The sequence below is a fragment of the Cellulomonas sp. P1_G12_2 genome (assembly GCF_056405535.1).
This window is the reverse complement of record NZ_JBFUBX010000002.1, coordinates 681,705-698,802: the sequence shown is the minus strand read 5'-3', so window position 1 is coordinate 698,802 and position 17,098 is coordinate 681,705. Positions and strand designations below refer to the sequence as shown.

General features: G+C 72.2%; 14 protein-coding genes. 5 read left to right on the top strand and 9 right to left on the bottom strand.

What is annotated here, in order from left to right; genetic code table 11:
* Nucleotide 1 precedes the first annotated feature (1 nt).
* On the top strand, nt 2-430 hold the full coding sequence (gene arfB / locus AC1DXT_RS11360; protein ID WP_477061419.1) for an alternative ribosome rescue aminoacyl-tRNA hydrolase ArfB: 429 nt from the start codon (nt 2-4) through the stop codon (nt 428-430).
* A 75-nt stretch (nt 431-505) separates the two neighbouring features.
* A complete protein-coding gene (locus AC1DXT_RS11355) occupies nt 506-997 on the top strand; it encodes a hypothetical protein (protein WP_477061418.1) in 492 nt (163 codons plus the stop codon).
* Nucleotides 998-1,040: 43 nt separating this feature from the next.
* Here AC1DXT_RS11355 and AC1DXT_RS11350 read toward each other — a convergent pair whose 3' ends face one another.
* Nucleotides 1,041-1,952: an SURF1 family protein gene (locus AC1DXT_RS11350; RefSeq protein ID WP_477061417.1), complete on the bottom strand. Its 912-nt coding sequence runs from the start codon at nt 1,950-1,952 to the stop codon at nt 1,041-1,043.
* 278 nt (nt 1,953-2,230) lie between these two features.
* Here AC1DXT_RS11350 and AC1DXT_RS11345 point away from each other — a divergent pair, with 278 nt between their 5' ends.
* From AC1DXT_RS11345 to AC1DXT_RS11335, 3 genes are all read left to right on the top strand, one after another.
* Nucleotides 2,231-4,708, top strand: a complete 2,478-nt coding sequence (locus tag AC1DXT_RS11345; protein WP_477061416.1) for a phosphoketolase family protein — start codon at nt 2,231-2,233, stop codon at nt 4,706-4,708.
* 100 nt (nt 4,709-4,808) lie between these two features.
* Complete coding sequence (gene pta, locus AC1DXT_RS11340; protein ID WP_477061415.1) at nt 4,809-6,881, top strand: phosphate acetyltransferase; 2,073 nt, start codon at nt 4,809-4,811, stop codon at nt 6,879-6,881.
* Nucleotides 6,878-8,173 (top strand): acetate/propionate family kinase, encoded by a 1,296-nt coding sequence (locus AC1DXT_RS11335; protein ID WP_477061414.1) that lies wholly within the window; start codon nt 6,878-6,880, stop codon nt 8,171-8,173. The genes pta and AC1DXT_RS11335 overlap by 4 nt, the downstream gene beginning before the upstream one ends.
* Before the next feature lie 7 nt (nt 8,174-8,180).
* Here AC1DXT_RS11335 and AC1DXT_RS11330 read toward each other — a convergent pair whose 3' ends face one another.
* The 8 genes from AC1DXT_RS11330 to AC1DXT_RS11295 all read right to left on the bottom strand — a co-directional run bounded on the left by AC1DXT_RS11330 (nt 8,181) and on the right by AC1DXT_RS11295 (nt 16,890).
* Entirely contained in the window at nt 8,181-9,812 is a 1,632-nt protein-coding gene (locus tag AC1DXT_RS11330) for a succinic semialdehyde dehydrogenase (protein WP_477061413.1), read from the bottom strand.
* A gap of 50 nt (nt 9,813-9,862) precedes the next feature.
* A complete protein-coding gene (gene ptsP / locus AC1DXT_RS11325; protein WP_477061412.1) occupies nt 9,863-11,539 on the bottom strand; it encodes a phosphoenolpyruvate--protein phosphotransferase in 1,677 nt (558 codons plus the stop codon).
* Nucleotides 11,536-11,808, bottom strand: a complete 273-nt coding sequence (locus tag AC1DXT_RS11320) for an HPr family phosphocarrier protein (protein ID WP_477061411.1) — start codon at nt 11,806-11,808, stop codon at nt 11,536-11,538. Before AC1DXT_RS11320 ends, ptsP begins: the two co-directional genes overlap by 4 nt.
* A 44-nt stretch (nt 11,809-11,852) precedes the next feature.
* Nucleotides 11,853-12,836 (bottom strand): 1-phosphofructokinase family hexose kinase, encoded by a 984-nt coding sequence (locus AC1DXT_RS11315; RefSeq protein ID WP_477061410.1) that lies wholly within the window; start codon nt 12,834-12,836, stop codon nt 11,853-11,855.
* A gap of 85 nt (nt 12,837-12,921) precedes the next feature.
* The gene (locus AC1DXT_RS11310) at nt 12,922-13,356 is read right to left on the bottom strand and encodes a PTS mannitol transporter subunit IIA (protein WP_477061409.1); all 435 of its coding nucleotides are present in this window, start codon (nt 13,354-13,356) and stop codon (nt 12,922-12,924) included.
* Nucleotides 13,353-14,981 (bottom strand): PTS mannitol transporter subunit IIBC, encoded by a 1,629-nt coding sequence (locus AC1DXT_RS11305; protein ID WP_477061408.1) that lies wholly within the window; start codon nt 14,979-14,981, stop codon nt 13,353-13,355. The genes AC1DXT_RS11310 and AC1DXT_RS11305 overlap by 4 nt, the downstream gene beginning before the upstream one ends.
* Before the next feature lie 57 nt (nt 14,982-15,038).
* Nucleotides 15,039-16,079 (bottom strand): zinc-dependent dehydrogenase, encoded by a 1,041-nt coding sequence (locus tag AC1DXT_RS11300; protein WP_477061407.1) that lies wholly within the window; start codon nt 16,077-16,079, stop codon nt 15,039-15,041.
* A 49-nt stretch (nt 16,080-16,128) separates the two neighbouring features.
* Nucleotides 16,129-16,890, bottom strand: coding sequence for a DeoR/GlpR family DNA-binding transcription regulator (locus AC1DXT_RS11295; RefSeq protein ID WP_056089085.1), 762 nt, complete (start codon nt 16,888-16,890; stop codon nt 16,129-16,131).
* Nucleotides 16,891-17,098: the final 208 nt, after the last annotated feature.

Genomic DNA, 17,098 nt, shown 5'->3' with positions numbered 1-17,098 from the left:
CGTGACCGGTCCACTGGTGCTGCGCGGGGGTGTCGTCGTTCCGGACGACGCCCTCGCGTGGCGCTTCTCGCGCTCCAGCGGCCCGGGGGGTCAGTCGGTCAACACCACCGACTCGAGGGTCGAGCTGACGGTCGACCTGGCGCGGATCCCCTGGACCAGCCCGACCCAGCAGGACCGCGTCCTGGAACGACTGGCCGGCCGGCTGCGGGGTTCGCTGCTCACCCTGAGCGCCCAGGAGTACCGGTCCCAGCTGCGCAACCGCGAGGCGGCGCTCACCCGGGTGCACGCGCTGCTCGACGACGCCCTCGCTCCCCCGGGACCGACCCGCCGCGCCACCCGGCCGAGCCGGGGATCGCAGGTGCGCCGGGTGCAGGGCGAGCAGAAGCGCCGCGCGGTCAAGGAGCTGCGCCGCCGTCCTCCGCTGGGCTGAGCAGACGCTCATCGGATCTGAGTCGTGATCGGCCCGTGAGCACAGAGGCATGCACGGACCTCTGCTCTCACCTGCATGAACGCTCGATCATTGGCCTTCGCCGCCGCCGTAGGTGCCGCGGTCACGGCCCTCGTCGCAGGCTGCACCGTATCTTCAGGCGGCGTGGTGGGGCTCGAGCGCGAGGCGGACGGGACGGTGTCGGCCATCGTCCAGATGTGCAAGGGCGGGGTCGACACGGTCGTGGTCTACGCCGTGCAAGGGGGCGCTACGTCCTCCGACGACGAAGTCGGCCGCTGGGACTTCCTCGAGCGGGTGACCGACCGGGGAGCCGTGCCCCTCGGTGCAGAGTTCGAGCGGAGCCTGTACGCGACCTCGACGTACCGCGCCTTCGCTGGCTCGTCCGACAACTCATGGAGCGCGGACGGCCCGGAGTTCACGTCGGTCGACATCGATGACCTCCCGGTCGGGTCCATCTGGGCGATCGGCGGCGTCGACGACCACACGCCCCGCGCCCACACGGCGGACGAGTTCGACGCAATGGCGCAGTCCTACTGCACCCAGATCTAGCCTGACGGCCCGGCTGCTGACCCGACGGGGTGGAGGTGGCGCCTCAGGCGGGCGCGCCGCCACCCCGGTCCGGCTCGGAGACCGGAGCCTGGCCCCGGGCCTCGTCGCGCACCAGGCGGAGCCAGAGCAGCACCGCGAACGCGCCGAAGATCCACCACTGCGCGGCGTAGGCGAGGTTCTGGATGTTCAGCCCCGCGCCCGGCTTCGTCGGCGGGTCCAGCAGGGCGACGGTGGGCGCCTGGGCGGGCTCGGACGAGGAGACCACCAGGTACCCCGTGTAGATCGGCCCGCCCCAGGAGTTGAGCAGCTCGGCGGAGCTGATGGCGTCGGTCCGTCCGTCGGCCACCCCGGTTCCCGCCTGCTCGGACGCCTGCAGGTACCCGGTGACCTCGACGGGTCCCGCCGGCGGCTCGTCGGCGTCGGCGGGCGTCGCCACCCAGCCGCGCACCACCGGGAGCACGTCACCGTCGCTCGTCGTCAGCGGTGTCAGGACGAGCAGACCGGTGGTCCCGTCGTGCGCGCGGCCCGTGACCAGCAGCTGGCCGGCGGTGTCGTAGGTGCCCGCCGCGGACACCTTGCGGCCGACGAGGTCGCCGGTGAACGTGGTCTGCGGCGCAAGCACGTCGTCGAGCGGGACCGCCGGCGCGGCGACGAGCTCGGCGGTGTGCCGTTCCGCCGCGGCCGAGCCGTGCACCTGCGCGCGGTCCAGCTGCCACGCACCGAGCCGGGCGCACAGCGCGGCAGCTGCGAGCAGGAGGACGAGGAGCAGGAGCATGCGGGGCCGGACCGCGGCGCGGAGCATCGTCGTCGGCGGGCGCCTCTCGGCCTGCGACCACCCGGAGAGAACCGGCGGCCCGGCGACGCGCCCGGGCGGGCGGCCGTGACCATCGTCACTGCCCGGCACCGACCCCGTCGCGCGGCTGCGCGCAACGGCTGCGGGGCTCTGCTCGGTCACGCCTCACGGTACCTCGCAGGGACCGCCCTCCCCGCACCCGCAACCCCTGCTCGAGCCGCCTAGAACCCCGCTGACCTGCGCAGCCGTCCGGTCGGCGGGCCATCGGACGTTCGGAATCCGTTCGCCTGCCCCTCCTGCGCCGGAGGGCTGAGTGCGGTTGTATGACAAGTAGTCCCGCGCACCCCGGGGAGGACCAAGGTCCTCCGGGGGCCACGGGGCCCGACGCAAGGCTGACACCGGACCGGCGCGTTCGCCGGAACGACGACTGGGGAGCGCGCATGAGCACGACGACGTCGCATCGCGGCACGTGGCGGACCGGGAGCGGGGACGCTCTCGACGCCGAGACCCTGAACCGCATCGACCAGTGGTGGCGAGCCGCCAACTACCTGTCGGTCGGCCAGATCTACCTGCTGGACAACGCGCTGCTGCGCGAGCCCCTCACACGCGACCACGTGAAGCCGCGTCTGCTCGGGCACTGGGGCACCACGCCCGGTCTGACGTTCCTGTACGCGCACCTGAACCGCGCGATCGCCGAGCGTGAGCAGTCGACCATCTACATCACGGGCCCCGGTCACGGCGGCCCCGGCCTCGTCGCCAGCGCCTACCTCGACGGGACCTACTCCGAGTACTACTCGGACATCACCGAGGACACCGAGGGCGTCCACCGGCTGTTCCGGCAGTTCTCGTTCCCGGGCGGCATCCCGAGCCACGTCGCCCCCGAGACCCCGGGGTCGATCCACGAGGGCGGCGAGCTGGGCTACGCGCTGAGCCACGCCTACGGCGCCGCGTTCGACAACCCGGACCTCCTGGTCGCCACCGTCATCGGCGACGGCGAGGCGGAGACCGGCCCGCTGGCCACCAGCTGGCACTCGAACAAGTTCGTCAACGTCGAGAACGACGGCGTCGTGCTGCCGATCCTGCACCTCAACGGCTACAAGATCGCCAACCCGACCGTGCTGGCGCGCATCCCCGAGGACGAGCTCGCGTCGCTCATGGTCGGCTACGGGCACAAGCCGCACATGTTCGTCGCCGGTTTCGACGACGAGTCGCACGAGGAGATCCACCGCCGGTTCGCCACGCTGCTCGACGAGGTGCTCGACGAGATCGCGGAGATCAAGCGCAGCGCCCACGCCGGCAACGAGCAGCGCCCGCAGTGGCCGATGATCGTGTTCCGCACGCCCAAGGGCTGGACCGGTCCGGACTACATCGACGGCAAGAAGACCACCGGGTCGTGGCGGGCGCACCAGGTGCCGCTGGCCAGCGCGCGGGACACCCCGGAGCACCTCGACGTGCTGCGGCAGTGGCTGGAGTCGTACCGGATCAACGAGCTGTTCGACGAGAACGGCAAGCTGCACGACGACATCCGCGCGCTCGCGCCCCAGGGACACCTGCGGATGAGCGACAACCCGCACGCCAACGGCGGCCTGCTGCTCAAGGACCTGCGCCTGCCGGACTTCCGCGAGTACGCGGTCGACGTGCCGGTGCCGGGCGGCTCGATGAGCGAGGCGCCGCGCGTGCTCGGCGACTGGCTGACCGACGTGATCCGGCTCAACCCGGACAACTTCCGGATCTTCGGACCCGACGAGACCGCGTCGAACCGCCTGCAGTCGGTGTTCCAGACCACGGACAAGCAGTGGAACGCGGAGTTCCTCGGTGCCGAGGTCGACGAGCACCTGGCACGCGCCGGCCGCGTGCTGGAGATGCTCAGCGAGCACCAGTGCCAGGGCTGGCTGGAGGGGTACCTGCTGACCGGGCGCCACGGCCTGTTCAACTGCTACGAGGCGTTCATCCACATCATCGACTCGATGTTCAACCAGCACGCCAAGTGGCTGAAGGTCACGGACGACATCCCGTGGCGCCGCCCGATCGCGAGCCTGAACTACCTGCTGTCCAGCCACGTGTGGCGCCAGGACCACAACGGCTTCAGCCACCAGGACCCGGGGTTCATCGACCACGTGGTCAACAAGAAGTCCGACGTCATCCGCGTCTACCTGCCGCCGGACGCGAACACGCTGCTGTCCACGTACGACCACTGCCTGCGCAGCCGGCAGTACGTCAACGTGGTCGTGGCGGGCAAGCAGCCGGCACCGAACTTCCTGACCATGGACCAGGCCGTGGCGCACTGCACGCGCGGGCTCGGGATCTGGGACTGGGCGGGCTCGGAGGTGCCGGGCGAGAAGCCCGACGTCGTCCTCGGCGCGGCCGGTGACGTGCCGACGCTCGAGGTGCTGGCCGCGGCGGACATCCTGCGCCGGGAGCTGCCCGACCTCAAGGTCCGCGTGATCAACGTGGTCGACCTGATGCGCCTGCAGGACGCGCGGGAGCACCCGCACGGCCTGTCCGACGCCCAGTTCGACGGTCTGTTCACGGACGACAAGCCGGTGATCTTCGCGTACCACGGGTACCCGTGGCTCATCCACCGGCTCACGTACCGCCGCAAGGGCCACACCAACATCCACGTGCGCGGCTACAAGGAGGAGGGCACCACGACGACGCCCTTCGACATGGTCATGCTCAACGACCTCGACCGGTTCCACCTGGTCATCGACGTCATCGACAACGTGCCTCACCTGCGCACGGCCCAGGCCAACCTGCGGCAGAAGATGGTCGACGAGCGCCTCCGGGCCCGCGAGTACACCCGCGCGTTCGGCGACGACCTGCCCGAGGTCCGCGACTGGGTCTGGCCCGACGCGCAGGACGAGTCCGACTCCGGTCAGGTGGCGGCGACGCTCTCGACCGGCGGCGACAACGAGTAGCACCCCCACGTCCGTGGGGCGGGCGCCGCTGCCCGCCCCACGGTCACGCACCACCGCAGCAGCCGTTCCACCCGTTCCACCCACATCGGAGAAGCCCACCGTGGCCCGCAGCATCTACGTCACCTCCCCCGAGGGAGATTCCGGCAAGTCCATGGTCGCGCTCGGCCTGGTGGACCTCCTGGCCCGCACGGTCCAGCGCGTCGGGGTGTTCAGACCGGTGGCGCGCTCCACAGATGTGCGGGACTACGTGCTCGAGCTGCTCCTGCAGCACGACGGCGTGGACCTCACGTACGAGGAGTGCGTCGGGGTCACGTACGAGCAGGTGCTCCACGACCCGGAGCAGGCGCTCGCGCAGATCGTGTCCCGGTACCACGACGTGGAGCGGCGCTGCGACGCCGTGGTCGTCGTCGGCACGGACTACACGGACGTCGCGGGACCCACCGAGCTGGCCTACAACGCCCGCATCGCGGCGAACCTCGGCGCCCCCGTGGTGCTCGTCATCAACGGGGGGCACCGCAAGCCCGCCGTGATCGCCCAGGTGGCCGACGTGGTCGTCACCGAGATGCACGCCAACCACGCGCAGGTGGTCTCGGTGGTCGCCAACCGCTGCGCCCCGGGCTCGGTCAGCGGCGTCCGGGACGCCCTGCGTGCCGGCACCGGCCTGCCGTCGTGGGCGGTGCCCGAGAACCCGATCCTCACGGCCCCGACCGTCCGGCAGCTGTCCGACTCGGTGCGCGGGACGCTCATCGCGGGCGACGAGTCCCTGCTGCAGCGCGAGGTGCTCGACGTCATCGTCGGCGCGATGTCCATGGAGCACCTGCTGGGCAAGCTGACCGACGGCGCCGTCGTGATCACGCCGGGCGACCGGTCGGACGTGCTGCTCGGGCTGCTCATGGCGCACCAGGCCGAGGGGTTCCCGTCCCTGGCCGGGATCATCCTCAACGGCGGGTTCCGCCCGGCGCCCCTGATCGCGCGGCTGGTGAACGGCCTCGGGAGCAGGCTGCCGATCCTCAGCACCGAGCTGGGCACGTTCCGGTCCGCGAGCGCGGTCGCCGACACGCACGGCCGCCTCACCGGCGACTCGCAGCGCAAGATCGACACCGCGCTCTCCCTGTTCGAGCAGCACGTCGACGGCTCCGCGCTCCTGGCGGCGCTGGACGTGGAGCGGCCCGAGGTCGTCACGCCGCTGATGTTCGAGTTCGCCCTGCTGGACCGCGCCCGGTCGAACAAGCGGCACGTGGTCCTCCCCGAGGGCGGCGACGACCGGATCCTGCGCGCGGCGTCCACCCTGCTGCAGCGCGGGGTCGCCCAGATCACGATCCTGGGCGAGGAGCCGGCCATCCGCTCGCGCGCCACGGAGCTGGGCCTCGACCTCGACGCCGCCGCGATCATCGACCCCCACGACCCGGTCCTGCTGCAGAAGTTCGCCGAGGCGTACACCGAGATGCGCAAGCACAAGGGGATGACGGTCGAGCGGGCGCGGGAGATCGTCTCGTCGGTCTCCTACTTCGGCACGATGATGGTCCAGCTCGGCCTGGCCGACGGCATGGTCTCCGGCGCCGCGCACACCACGGCGCACACCATCAAGCCGTCCTTCGAGATCATCAAGACCGCGCCCGGCACGTCGAGCGTGTCGAGCGCGTTCCTCATGTGCCTCGAGGACCGGGTGCTCGTCTACGCCGACTGCGCGGTGATCCCCGACCCGACGGCGGAGCAGCTGGCGGACATCGCGATCTCGTCCGCAGGCACCGCCCAGCAGTTCGGCATCGAGCCCCGCATCGCGATGCTGTCGTACTCCACGGGTGAGTCCGGTTCGGGCGCGGACGTCGAGAAGGTCCGCACGGCGACCGCGCTGGTCAGGGAGCGTCGGCCGGATCTGTCGGTCGAGGGCCCGATCCAGTACGACGCCGCCGTGGACGCCTCCGTGGCGAAGACGAAGATGCCGGACTCGGCCGTGGCCGGCCGTGCGACGGTCTTCGTGTTCCCGGACCTGAACACCGGCAACAACACCTACAAGGCCGTGCAGCGCTCCGCCGGAGCCGTCGCCATCGGCCCCGTGCTCCAGGGGCTGCGCAAGCCGGTCAACGACCTGTCGCGCGGCGCCCTGGTGCAGGACATCGTCAACACCGTCGCGATCACCGCCATCCAGGCGCAAGCAGAGGAAGCCTCGTGACCCCGATCACCCAGCCCCACCCCGGCTCCGCGCACGGCGCTCACGGCAGCGTGCTCGTCGTGAACTCCGGCTCGTCGTCGATCAAGTACCAGCTCGTCAACCCGGTCGGCGGCGAGGCGATCGCCTCGGGTCTCGTCGAGCGCATCGGCGAGACCGAGGGCCTGGTCAAGCACACGTACGCCGGGAACACGACCGTGCGCACCGACGCGGTCCCCGACCACGGCGCCGGCCTGCGCGCGGTCCTCGCGCTCTTCGACGAGGTCGGTCCGAACCTTGCCGAGGCGCACGTCGTCGCGGTCGGTCACCGCGTGGTGCAGGGCGGCTCGGTCTTCGGGTCCCCCGTGATCGTGGACGACGACGTCGTCGCGCAGATCGACGCCCTCGCGCCGCTGGCGCCGCTGCACACCCCGCCCAACCTCACGGGCATCCAGGTGGCCCGCGAGCTGCTGCCGGACGTGCCCCACGTGGTCGTCTTCGACACCGCGTTCTTCCGCACGCTGCCCGAGGCGGCGGCCACCTACGCGATCGACCGGGCCGTGGCCAAGGCGCACGACGTGCGGCGCTACGGGTTCCACGGGACGTCGCACCAGTACGTGTCCGGCAAGGTCGCGCGGGTGCTCGGGCGCAAGCTCGAGGACCTCAACCAGATCGTGCTGCACCTGGGCAACGGCGCGTCGGCGTCGGCGGTCCGCGGGGGCGTGGCGGTGGAGACGTCCATGGGCATGACGCCGCTGGAGGGCCTGGTCATGGGCACCCGGTCCGGCGACGTCGACCCCGCCGTGCTCATCCACCTGCAGCGCAACGCGGGCATGTCGGTCGACGACATCGACGACCTGCTCAACCGCCGGTCGGGCCTCAAGGGGCTCGCGGGCGAGAACGACTTCCGCGAGCTGCACAAGCTCGTCGAGGCCGGCGACGAGGACGCGACCCTCGCGCTGGACGTCTACGTGCACCGGCTGCGCAAGTACATCGGCGCGTACCACGCGGTCCTCGGCCGGGTCGACGTCATCGTGTTCACGGCGGGCGTCGGCGAGAACGACGACATCGTCCGCGCGCGTGCGCTGCAGGGGCTCGAGGCGATGGGCATCGCGGTGGACCTGGAGCGCAACGAGGGCCGCAAGAAGGAGCCGACGATCATCTCTCCGGACTGGGCCAGCACGATCGTGATGGTGGTCCCGACCAACGAGGAGCTCGCCATCGCGCGCCAGGCGGTCGCCACGGTCGAGGCGGCCGGGTACGAGGGCACCAGCGACGAGTCGGACCCGGCTCCGGCGGCCGCGGGGCACGCCTGACGGGTCGTCAGGGCAGCCGCAGGGCCTTGAGCGTCCGCAGCACCTCGGTGTAGAAGCGGGGCCACGTCTCGGGGCCCAGGTCGAACATCCGGTGCAGCCCGACGCCGGGGCCGCCGAGCACCCCGTGCACGCCGTGCTGGACCGCCACGGTCTGCACCCGGGTGGTCGCCCAGAGGCCCTCGCGGCCGTGCCGGCTGCCGATGCCCGACGCGCCGACCCCACCCTGCGGCGCCCCGACCGAGCCCCACGTGGCCACGTAGCCCTCGTTGACGTTCACGGTTCCCACGCGGACGCGCTCGGCGAGGGCGGCGCCGCGCCGGGTGTCCGCGGTCCAGATGCTGGCGTTCAGACCGAGGTCGCTGTCGTTCATCGCTGCGACGGCCTCGTCGTCGGAGGCCACGCGGGAGATGGCCACGACCGGCCCGAACGTCTCCTCGCGCACCAGCCGCGCCTCGTCCGGCACGTCGGTGAGGATCGTCGGCTCGTAGAACCAGGGCCCGACGTCCGAGCGGTGCACCCCGCCGGCCAGCACGGTCGCCCCGTGCCCGACGGCATCCTCGACGTGCTCGACGACCGTGGCCAGCTGCGCGGCGGACGTGAGCGACCCGATGTCCGACCGGTAGTCCAGCCCGGACCCGAGACGCAGCGCCTTCGTGCGCCGGACGAACGCCGCGGTGAACGCGTCGGCCACGTCCTCGTGCACGTAGATCCGCTCGATGCTCACGCAGACCTGCCCGGCGCCGACGAAGCAGGCACGCACGGCACCCTCGGCGGCGACCTCGACGTCAACGTCGTCCGCGACGTACATCGGGTTCTTGCCGCCCAGCTCCAGGGTGGCCGGCACCAGCCGCTCCCCGGCGTGCGCGGCGACGACCCGGCCCGTGCGGGTGGAGCCGGTGAAGCTCACGTGGTCGACGTTCTCCACGACGGCCGCCCCGACGGTCGGTCCGTCGCCGACGACCACCTGGAGCAGCCCGTCGGGCAGCCCGGCGACCTCGAGCAGCTCGGCGGCCCACAGCGACGTCAGAGCGGTCTGCGGGTCGGGCCGCAGGACGACCGCGTTGCCGGCCACCAGCGCGGGCAGCACGTCCCCGAGCGTCAGGGTCAGCGGGAAGTTCCACGGCGCGATGATGCCGACGACGCCGACCGGGTGCCGCAGCACGCGCGTCGTCGTCACGCCCGGGATCAGGCCGGGGACCCGGCGCGGCGCGAGGTAGCGGCCTGCGCGCGCGGCGTAGTGGCGGGCCACGAGCGCGATGTCGCAGACCTCCTCGAACGCCGAGGCGCGCGCCTTGCCCGACTCCACCTGGATGAGGTCGAGCACGTCGCTCTGCCGCTCGAGCACCAGGTCGTGCACGCGCGAGAGCACCGCGGTCCGCTCGCGCAGCGGCCGCGCCGCCCACAGCCGTTGGGCGGCGCGCGCCGCCTTCGCGGCACGCGCCACGTCGTCCGGCGTGGACAGCGGGATCGCGGCGATCGGGCCGCCCGTGAACGGGGCGTGCGACGTGAACGTCCCGGCCGCGGCGGACGAGACGACGCGGCTCAGCAGCGGACGGACGTCGTCCGGTTCGAGCACGTACGTCGCGAGCGGGTCGGTCTCGGGGTCGTGGAGCTCGATGTGTCCCGGGTCGTGCGCCATACCGGCGAGAGTACGCGCGGGTTATCGAGATCCACGGGACCTCGTCCCGCTCACACGCCCAGCGTCTCGCGCACGTCCGAGTGCACCAGGGCCAGGACGGCAGCGCGCCCCTCGCCCGCCGACTGGGCCGCCAGCGCGGCGGCGGCCATCGTCGCGCACTCGGCGGACGTGTGGTGCCGCAGCGCGTACCGGACCGCGGGGATGGCGCCCACCGACATCGACAGGCTGGTCACCCCGAGCCCGACGAGCACCAGGGCAAGCACCGGGTCCGACGCCGACTCCCCGCACACCCCGACGGGCTTGCGCGCCCGCAGACCGGCCCGTGCCGTGCTGTCCACCAGGTCGAGCACCGCCGGCTGCCACGGGTCCAGCAGGTCGGCCAGCTCGCCGCGGAGCCGGTCGCTGGCCATCGTGTACTGCGCAAGGTCGTTGGTGCCCAGCGAGACGAAGTCCACCTCGGCGAGGATCTCCCGCGCGCGCAGCGCCGCCGCCGGGACCTCGATCATCACCCCGACGATCGTGATCCCCGCCGCCCGTGCCCGGGTGGCGAAGTCGCGCGCCTCGGCGGGGGTCGTGACCATCGGCGCCATCACCCACGGCGTGGTGCCGGTCTCGGCCTGCGCGCGAGCGAGCGCCTCGAGCTGGGTGTCGAGCAGCTCCGGGTGCGACCGCACCAGGCGGTAGCCACGCACGCCCAGCGCCGGGTTCTCCTCCCCGGCCTGCGTCACGAACGGGAGCGGCTTGTCGGCACCCGCGTCGAGCGTGCGCACCACCACCTTCCCGCCCTCGAACGCCCGCAGGACGCGGCTGTACTCGGTGACCTGCTCGGCCTGCGACGGAGCCGTCGCACGCCCCAGGTAGAGCACCTCGGTCCGGAACAGCCCGACGCCCTCCGTGGGGACCGCGCTGGCCCGGTCGGCGTCCTTGCCGGTGCCGATGTTGGCCATCAGCTTCACGGCGGTACCGTCGGCCGTCGCCCCGGGGGCCGTGTCCGACTCCAGAGCGGTCGCCGCCGCCCGGCGCGCACGCGACTGCTCCCGGATCTCCGGACCTGGGTCGACGGTGACCGTCCCCGCGACGGCGTCCACGGCCACCTCGGTGCCGGGCTCGAGGTCCATGATCCCGGTCGTGCGGACGATGCACGGGATGCCGAGCTGGCCGGCGATGATCGCGGTGTGGCCCGTGGGCCCGCCGCGCTCGGTGACGATCGCGAGGACCTGGCGGACGTCGAGCTCCGCGGTGTCGGCCGGTGCCAGGTCGGCTGCGACCACGACGCTCGGCTCGGTCAGCGGAGGGACGCCGGGCTCGTCGAGGTCGAGCAGCACGGCGACGACGCGGTCGCGCACGCTGCGCAGGTCGGTCACCCGTTCCGCGAGCGCCCCGCCCGCGGCGGTGAACATGTCGACGAACCGCGCGATGGCGCGGTCGACGGCCTCGGCCGGGGTCTCCCCCGCCGCGACGCGCTGCTCGGCCTCGGCGCGCAGCGCAGGGTCGGCGGCCATCTGTGCAGTCGCGCCGAGCACGGCGGCGAGCGCACCGGTCGCGGCCTGCGCGCGACTCTCGAGGGAGCTCGCCACCTGGTCGAACGCGGGCCCGAGCTGCGCGGGGTCGCCGCCGCCCTGGGCAGGGATGACGGGCGACGGGTACGCCTTGGCGACCGGCCCGACGACGAGCCCACGCCCGACCCCCACGCCGACGAGGGTGCGGTGTCCGGCCGCGACGCTCACGCGTCTGCGTCCAGGTCCGTGGCCAGCAGCCCGACCAGGGAGTCCAGCACGTCGTCGGCCTGGGGCCCGTCCGCGGTCAGGACGACCTCCTCGCCGTGCCCGGCGGACAACGTCATGACCATCAGCACGCTGGCGGCGTTCACGGGCGAACCGCCCTGCTTCGCGATGGTGACGGGGATGCCCGCAGCACCCGCTGCCTGCGCGAACAGGGAGGCGGGCCGCGCGTGCAGGCCCTGGGCGGAGGCGATCGCGACGGTGCGTTCGGTCATGGCAGTTCTCCTTGGAGCAGTGGTGACGAGGAAGGCGTGGGGTCTCAGGCGAGACCGGCGGGGGCGGTCCGGAACAGGTCGACGGGGTCCAGTGCCGCGTCGGGTTCGGCGACCACCTGCACGGCGGCGAGGTCGAGGTCGTCGGGTCCGGGGATCGCGCTGCCCGGCAGTCCCACGGCCGCCCGCCCCCAGGCGACGGCGGCCCGCAGGCGTTCGATGGGCTCGCCGTCGGTGGCGAGGAAGCCGGCGAGCGTGCAGTCGCCCGCGCCGACGGTGCTGCGGGGCACGATCGGCGAGCCGCCGGCCCACCAGCTCCGCGTCGCCGTGACGAGCAGCGCACCATCGGCGCCGAGGGACACCAGCGCGCTGTCGTGGCCGCGTGCGAGCACCGACCGGGCGCCCGCGACGATCTCGCCGACGGTGGTCAGGGACGCGCGCAGCACGTCGCAGAGCTCGTCGAGGTTCGGCTTGAGCAGCGCGGTGCCGCCCGCCCGGACCGTCGCCTCGAGCGCCTTGCCCGAGGCGTCCACCGCCACGGGAATGCCGCGGGCGGCGGCCGCCGCCACGAGCCGGGGGTAGAGGTCGGCGCCCGCACCGCGGGGCACGCTGCCGGCGAGCACCAGCCAGGAACCGGCAGCCCCCGCGATGTCCAGCTCGCGCTCGACGGCGGCCACGAGTGCCGCGGCCTCGTCGTCGTCGAGCGTCGGACCGGCGGCATTGACCTTGGTGGTCACGCCGCGGGCGTCGACGACCGCGACGTTGCTGCGGGTGGCGCCCCGCACGGGGACGGCTCGGGCGGGTACGCCCAGCCCGCCGAGCAGCTCGACCAGCTCGGCGCCGTCGGCGCCGCCAACCGGGAGGACGGCGCGCGTGGGGATCCCGTGCCGGGCCAGCGCCCGCGAGACGTTGATGCCCTTGCCGCCGGCGTGCACGTGCGTGCCGTGCGCGCGGGTGACCTCGCCGACCGCGAGGACGTCGACGTCGAAGGTGCGGTCGAGGCTCGGGTTGGGGGTGACCGTGATGATCAAGGTGTGCTCCGTCGAAGTGGTGGTCCAGGGTGCCGAGGCCCCGGCGCGTCGTGCCCGCGCCGGGGCCTCGGCCGTCAGTCGGTGCTCACGTGTTTACCCGCTGGACGATGTCGTACAGCTCGTCCGCGGTCGACGCGTCCAGGACGCGGCGTACCTCGTCCTCGTCGGCGAAGATCACCGCGATCTTGCCGAGGATGCCGAGGTGCTCGTCGTTGACGCCGGCGATCCCGACGACGACCCGCACCGGGTTGCCGGCCCAGTCGATCGGCTCGTCGTAACGGACCAGGCAGAGCGCCGAGCGGACGATGGCGTCCTTGGCGGCGTTCGTGCCGTGCGGGATCGCCAGGAAGTTGCCCATGTAGGTGGACACCGTGCGCTCCCGCTCGGCCATCGCGTCGAGGTACTGCGCAGTGACCGCGCCCGAGGACGCGAGCAGCTCGCCCGCCTCCCGGATCGCCTCGTCGCGGGTGGTCGCCCGCCCCGACGCGACGACGAGGTCCCTGGTCAGGATGTCGTTCACGATGCCGTGACTCCGTCCCCGGCAGCGCCTTCCTTGACCTCCTGCACGACGGAGTCGTACACGGGGCTGTTCATGAAGTTGTCCACCGAGACGTGCCGCGAGCTCGGTGCGTGCTTGCGTGCACGGTCGGTCAGCTCGCGCTGGCTGATCACCAGGTCGACGTCGTCCTGCAGGTTGGCGACGGCCTTGTTGACCACCGTCACGCCCTCGACGCCGGCCTTCCGCAGCTTGTCGCGCAGGACGCTGGCGCCCATCGCGCTCGACCCCATGCCGGCGTCGCACGCGAACACGATCGACCGGATCGGTCGGACCGCGGTGACCGTCGTCGTCCCACCGGCCGCCAGGGCGGCCTCTGCCTGCTCGGCGGTGTGCTGCTCGACGACCAGCGCGCTCAGTGCCGCGCTGCTCTTGCCCTTGTTCGCCTCGGTCTGGGCGATCGCGGCAGTGAGGTCGCCGCTCTCCCCCGCCGCGAGGTCACGCTTGCGGGTGGCCCGCAGGATGACGGCCGCGATGAGGAACGACACGGTCGCGGAGAGCACGACCGACAGGATCACGCCGGGGAAGCTGCCTCGGGCCGTCTGCGCGAAGACCGCGAAGATGCTGCCCGGTGCCGCCGGACCGACGAGCCCGCTGCCCATCACGACGTTGGTCCCGATGCCCGTCATGCCACCGGCGATCGCCGCGATGATGAGGGTCGGCTTCATGAGCACGAACGGGAAGTACACCTCGTGGATGCCACCGAAGAACTGCACGATGATCGCGCCGGGGGCCGTCGAGCGCGCCGCACCGACACCGAGGAGCGTGTAGGCGAGCAGGATGCCCAGGCCGGGGCCGGGGTTGGCCTCGACGAGGAACAGCAGCGACTTGCCCTGCTCGGCGACCTGCGCCGCGCCCAGGGGCACGAGCACGCCGTTGCCGATCGCGTTGTTGAGGAACAGCACCTTGGCCGGCTCCACGATCACGCTCATGAACGGCAGGATGTGGTTGTCGGCCATCAGCTGGACGATGTTGCCGAGCCACGTGCTGATCTGGGTCACGATCGGGGCGACACCGTAGAACGCGCCGACCGACAGTGCTCCGCCGACGATGCCGGCCGAGAACATGTTGACGAGCATCTCGAACCCGGGTCTGATCTTTCCGTCCCAGATCGAGTCGATCTTCATCATGATCCACGCCGACAGCGGGCCGAGGATCATGGCGCCGAGGAACATCGGGACCGTGCTGCCGACGATGATGCCGACCGTCGCGATGGACGCGACGACCCCGCCGCGCTCGCCGTAGACCATCCGGCCGCCCGCGTTCGCGATGAGCAGCGGGAGCAGGAAGGTCACCATCGGGCCGACGAGCCCGAGGTACTGGTGGAACGTCGTGCCGTCGTCAGCCATCACGAGCTGCGTCGCCGCGCCCGACCAGGCGCCCGGCAGGTCGGCGTTGCCGAACCCGCCGAGCACGCCGTTCGGCAGCCAGCCGACGGCGATGAAGAGTGCAGTGATCAGGCCCCATGCCAGGAATGCCGGCAGGTTGGGCATGATCATGCCGGTCAGGAAGGCACCGAACCTCTGGACATGGACCTGCGCGGCCTTGCCTCGGGACACGGGTGGAGCACCTGCTGTTGTGGTGGCCATGTGCGGCTCACTCCGCTCTGTGATCGTCGTTGATCTGGTGTGGAACGGTCGCGATCGTCAGGGTTCGATCGTGACCTTGATGCCCGCTCCCGAGCGGACGATGTCGATGCCCTCGACGACCTGGTCGAGAGGCAGCCGGTGGGTGATGAGATCGGAGACCGGGACGCGCCCGTCGGCGATCATGGCGAGCGCCTGCTTGTTGTGGTCGGGGCTCGAGCCGTTGGCACCCATGAGCATCAGCTCCTTGTAGTGCACGAGGTTCGAGTCGAGGGTGATCGTCGGCTTGTCCTTGGGCAGTCCGCCGAAGAGGCTGAACCGACCGCGCGGCGCCAGCATGCGCAGCGCCTGCTCCTGGGCGGCACCGGACGCCGCCGCCGTGATGACGACGCTCACGCCCTTGCCACCGGTGAGCTCGAGGACGGCCTCCACCGGGTCCACCTCGGCGGAGCAGATGGCCGCGTCGGGCTTGACCACCTCGGAGGCGAGGTCGAGGCGCTCGCGGCTCAGCTCGACGAGGTACACCTCGGCGGCACCGCGCGCCCGGGCGAGCCGGACGTGCAGGCAGCCGATCGGGCCCGAGCCGACCACGACGACGGTGTCGCCGTCGTGCACGTCGACGAGCTCCTGGGCGTTGATCGCGCAGGCGAACGGCTCGGCGACCGAGGCCTCGGCGAACCCGACGCCCTCGGGGATCCGGTTGAGGCCGTCCACCTTGAGCACCGCGGGCGGCACGATCATGAACGGCGCGAACCCGCCGTCGAAGTCGTAGCCCATCGACACCTGGTTCGGGCAGATGGTCATGAGTCCGGACGTGCAGAACTCGCAGTCGCCGCACGGGATGGCCGCGATGACCTGGACGCGGTCGCCCGGCTCCCAGCCGGTCACGCCCTCGCCGACCTCGACGATCTCGCCGGCGATCTCGTGGCCCATGACGCGGGGCGGCCGGATGCGCTGGTGGCCCGAGGTGGAGATCTTCACGTCGGTGCCGCACATCGAGCAGGCACGGACCCGGATCTTGACCTCGCCGGCGCCGGTCGTCGGCTCGGGGGCGTCCTCGATCCGGGTGTCGCCGGGGGCGTAGAAGCGGAAGACCTTCATCGTTCTCCTTCGATCGGTGCGGTGCGTTGTTCAGTCAGGCGTGGGTGCGTCAGGCCCGGACCACGCGTGGTCCGGCGGACTCGATCTCGTCGGCGAGCTCGGCGTCGATGCCGGTGTCGGTGACGAGGGTGTCGACGGCCGACAGGGGCGCGACGATGGCGAGGTCGGACCGGCCGACCTTGGTGTGGTCGGCCAGGACGACCGTGCGCCGGCCGGCCGCGACGAGCGCGCGCTTGACGGCGGCCTCCGCGAGGTCGGGGGTGGTCAGCCCGTTCTCGACGGTCAGGCCGTTGGTGCCGAGGAACGTGGTGTCGACGCGCACGTCGGCGAGAGCCCGCTCGGCCCAGGTGCCGACCGCGGCGAGGGTGCGTCCACGGATCGTGCCGCCGACGACGTGCAGCGTGATGTTCGGCCGGGTGGCCAGCACGATCGCTACCGGCAGCGCGTGCGTGACGACGGTCAGCTCGCGGTCCTGCGGGAGCATCTCGGCGAGCCGCACGGTCGTGGTGCCGGCGTCGAGGATGATCGCGCCGCCGTCGGGCAGCTCGTCGAGCGCCGCCTTGGCGATCCGCTCCTTCTCCCCCGCGAGCATGCGCTCCCGGTCGGCGATGCCCGGCTCGAAGCCGAGCCGCTCGACGGGGATCGCCCCGCCGTGCACGCGACGCACGAGGCCGAGCCGCTCCAGGGCGCTCAGGTCTCGGCGCACGGTCTCCGGGGTGACGTCCAGCTCGGCCGCCAGGTGAGCCACGTCGACCCGGCCGTCGGCGCGCGCACGAAGGAGGATCTGCTGGTGGCGCTCCTGTGCGTACATGCCTTGCCTCTCTGTCCGTGCGCGGCACGTCCGACGTCTCCGTCGAGTGCCGGCAGGCGTCGTCGGTGACGCCTGCCGAGACGCAGCATGCAGCAGCCACGCGGACAACGTCAAGCAGACTCGGACTCAAGCAGGGCTAAACCAACATTCGTTCCTCGCGCATAGCAGGTTGAAACGCAGACGCGCTAGGACCTCTGGCCGATCCGGA